The sequence below is a fragment of the Clostridium polynesiense genome, assembly GCF_000820705.1.
In the GTDB taxonomy this organism is placed as follows: Bacteria; Bacillota; Clostridia; order Clostridiales; family Clostridiaceae; genus Clostridium_AA; species Clostridium_AA polynesiense.
The window spans coordinates 1-3395 of record NZ_CCXI01000107.1 but is presented as its reverse complement, the minus strand read 5'-3'; the positions used below and the strand labels follow the sequence as shown (position 1 = coordinate 3395).

Sequence of the window (3395 nt, the reverse complement as noted above, 5' to 3'; positions counted from 1 at the left end):
TTAAAGGACTTAAAGCTCATGGCAGTAGGAGGAGTAAATGAAAAAAATGCTGAGGAGTTTTTCAAAAACGGATCTGACTACCTAGGCATTGGCTCAGGGATTATGAACAAAGAAGAAGCACAAAAAGGAGATTTTACAACACTGATAAATAACATAAAACTACTGGAAAAAAGCCTATGAAAATTCAAGGAGGTAAAAATGATACTATCAGATTTAATAAAGGAAGAATTAGTTGAAATAGATTTAAAGGCTCAGGATAATCTTGAGGCAATCAGGTTTTTGTATAAAAAGCTCTATGAAAATAAATATGTGAAAGAGTCATTTTTACAGGGGATTATTGAAAGAGAAAATAACTTTCCCACAGGTATACAGCTTGGAGCAAAATATAATGTGGCAATACCTCATACAGAAGGGGAGCACGTTATAAAATCTGCTATAGCTATAGGTGTATTAAAGGAACCTATAAGCTTTCAAAGGATGGATTCCCCTGAAGAAAAGGTATTGGTAAATACTATTTTTATGATAGCCCTTAATGAAAGGGAAAAGCAGGTAGAGGTACTTGAGAAACTGGTAGGTTTATTCACTGATGAAGATTTTATGAATGATGTTATCAAGGCCCAATCATCTAAGGAAATAGTTGATTTATTTAAATCAGCTGAAAATAAATAAAATTAAGGAGGATTATTATGAAGAAAGTATTAGTTTGCTGCGGAACTTCTATGATTACAAGTTCCTTAGCCATCAACAAATTAAAAAAGGCATTTAAAGAAGAAAATCTGGATGTAAAGATTGGACAATGCAAATTCAGTGAGGTTCCAGGTATGATAAAGACCTTTCAGCCTGATGTTATAGTACCTACAGGAGCCTTAAATGATAAAAATACCGGAGGTGTTCCAGTAATAAGAGGGACAAGCTTCATTACGGGGGTGGGAGAAAAAGAAACCATTAAAGCTATATTAGACATAATTAAATAAAGATTTAAGGAGGAGAAAAAATGCAAGTTGTATTAGATGCTTTAAATTACATCGCATCACTAGGACCAACAGTAATGATGCCAATTATTATTTTAGTTATAGGAATTATTTTTAGGCAAAAATTAAGCACAGTAATCCGGTCAGCGTTACTAGTTGGTATAGGATTTGCCGGTGTTAACATTACTGTAAACTTTTTCATAAGCACGGTAGGACCTGCTATTCAGCAGATGGTTAAGGTATTAAATTTAAGGACAGATATTATGGATGTGGGCTGGCCTGCAAGAGCTGCAGCTACATGGTCTTTCCCTATGGCAGCTGTGGTAGTACTTGTGGTACTGGGTGTAAACATTTTAATGCTGACATTAAAATGGACAAAATGCGTTATGGTGGACTTCTGGAGTTATAATCACTTTATATTCTCTGCCGCATTAGTATGGTATGCTACTAAGAGTCCTGTGTTAGCAATAATCGCTGCAGTTATAACCGCTATTATAACCTTTATACTGGCAGACTGGACAGCACCTTTAGCAGAAAAATATTTCGGATTACCTGGTGTTTCCTTCCCAACTTCAAACTCAGTAAACTGGGCTCCTATTGCTTGGATAATGGAAAAAATATATGATAAAATACCGGGATTTAGAAATTTAAAGGCAGATCCTGAATACATACAAGAAAAGTTTGGAATTGTAGGAGAACCAATGATAATGGGCTTTGTCTTTGGTGCTATAGTGGCTTTGTTAGGACGCCAAAGTATGGCTCAGGTTTTAACTGTGGCTATGAGTACTTCCGCGGCAATGCTCATAATACCTAAGATGATGCAGATATTAATGGAAGGGCTTGTTCCTTTTGCTGATGGTATCAGAGATATGCTTAACACCAAGTTCTCAGGATCTAACTTTACAATAGGTATAGATGCTGCTTTAACAGTAGCAAATCCTGCAGCTATTTCCGTTGGTATATTAATGGTTCCAACTACAATATTAATAGCTGCAATATTACCTGGCAACAGATTACTTCCTCTTCCTGACCTGGCATACCAGGCAATGTGGCTTGCAGCATGGCCTGTAGCATTTTCAAAAGGCAATATAGTAAGAGGTTATATAACCACAGTGATAATAACTATAATGATGCTTTTAATTGCTACAAGTATGGCAGATATTCATACTCAGCTGGCATTGGCAGGAGGATTTACACTTCCTGAAGGATTATCCTTAATTTCTACAGAAGATGCAGGTACACATTTACTGAGCTGGATACTCTGGAAAATATCTTCTATATTTTAATTAAGTAATTAAAGAGAGTATATTTTTACTCTCTTTAATTTTAAATTTACCGTAAGGAAGGTTCTTTATGATTAATACTGTTAATGGAATTATTAATGAAGAAAATTTGGGCATTACCTATAGTCATGAACACATTATAGTTAAGCCGGATAAAGAGGATAAAAAGTATTTAGCTTATACCTTAGATGATATTGAAAAAAGCACTAAAGAGGTGGAAGCTTTCAAAAAAAATGGAGGAAGTACAATAGTAGAGATGACTCCTATTAACTACGGAAGAAATGTATTGGCATATAAAAAGATATCTCAGGAAACAGGAGTAAATATAATATATTGTACAGGCTTTCATAAGGAGGAATTTCTTCCTTATTGGGTATATGAAAAGACTAACATAGAAATATACAATTTTGTTATGAAGGAAATTCAGGAGGGAATGGATGACTCTTTAATACTTCCCGGTGTGCTAAAGGTAGGAACCAGCTTAAATAAAATAGTTCCTATTGAGGAAAAGCTAATTAACGTAATGAGCAGGGTTCAAATTGATTCAGGACTTCCCATGAACACCCACTGTGATAAGGGGACTATGGGAAGGGAGCAGGCTGAACTACTGATAAAAAATGGAGTAAATCCTGATAGAATAATTATAGGTCATGTAGATATTCCAAGAGACAAATATTATTTAGAAGATATGTGTAAAATGGGAGTTAACATATCCATAGATCATGTAGGAAGAGATATGCAGAAGGATATTGAAACCATTCATACTATCAAATATTTAATAGAAAAGGGTTATAGAGATAAAATTTTTATTTCCGGAGATATGGGTAAAAAATCCTACCTTCCTGCTTACGGAGGTGAACCGGGATTCAGATATATTTTAAGAGACTTTAAGGATGAGTTTGTAAAGATATTAAAGGACTCAGATTTTAATCATATACTAAAGGAAAATCCTAAAAGAGTGTTTAGAATTATAAAATAGCGCTCTATAGTTTGGAGGTAATATAAATGAAGATAACAGGAATTAAGGTTTATAAAGTAAAACCGAGATGGATATTTATAAAGATAAGCACAGATGAAGGCATAGAAGGCTGGGGAGAGATGATTTCCGGCACCAAGACAGAAACTGTAGTGGCCGGTGCTC

Annotated in this window: 4 protein-coding genes and 1 pseudogene; all 5 read left to right on the top strand. The window is 34.8% G+C overall.

Features of this window, described 5'->3' with window-relative positions; genetic code table 11:
- A pseudogene (locus tag TA89_RS09940) lies at positions 1 to 180 on the top strand (bifunctional 4-hydroxy-2-oxoglutarate aldolase/2-dehydro-3-deoxy-phosphogluconate aldolase); the annotation flags it as partial.
- An 18-nt stretch (positions 181 to 198) separates the two neighbouring features.
- Positions 199 to 669, top strand: a complete 471-nt coding sequence (locus TA89_RS09935; protein ID WP_040213075.1) for a PTS sugar transporter subunit IIA — start codon at positions 199 to 201, stop codon at positions 667 to 669.
- Positions 670 to 686: 17 nt separating this feature from the next.
- A complete protein-coding gene (locus TA89_RS09930; protein WP_052447415.1) occupies positions 687 to 974 on the top strand; it encodes a PTS sugar transporter subunit IIB in 288 nt (95 codons plus the stop codon).
- Between the two features lie 20 nt (positions 975 to 994).
- Positions 995 to 2257, top strand: coding sequence for a PTS galactitol transporter subunit IIC (locus TA89_RS09925; RefSeq protein WP_040213071.1), 1263 nt, complete (start codon positions 995 to 997; stop codon positions 2255 to 2257).
- Between the two features lie 67 nt (positions 2258 to 2324).
- Entirely contained in the window at positions 2325 to 3233 is a 909-nt protein-coding gene (locus TA89_RS09920; protein ID WP_040213067.1) for a phosphotriesterase family protein, read from the top strand.
- The last annotated feature ends 162 nt before the right edge of the window (positions 3234 to 3395 follow it).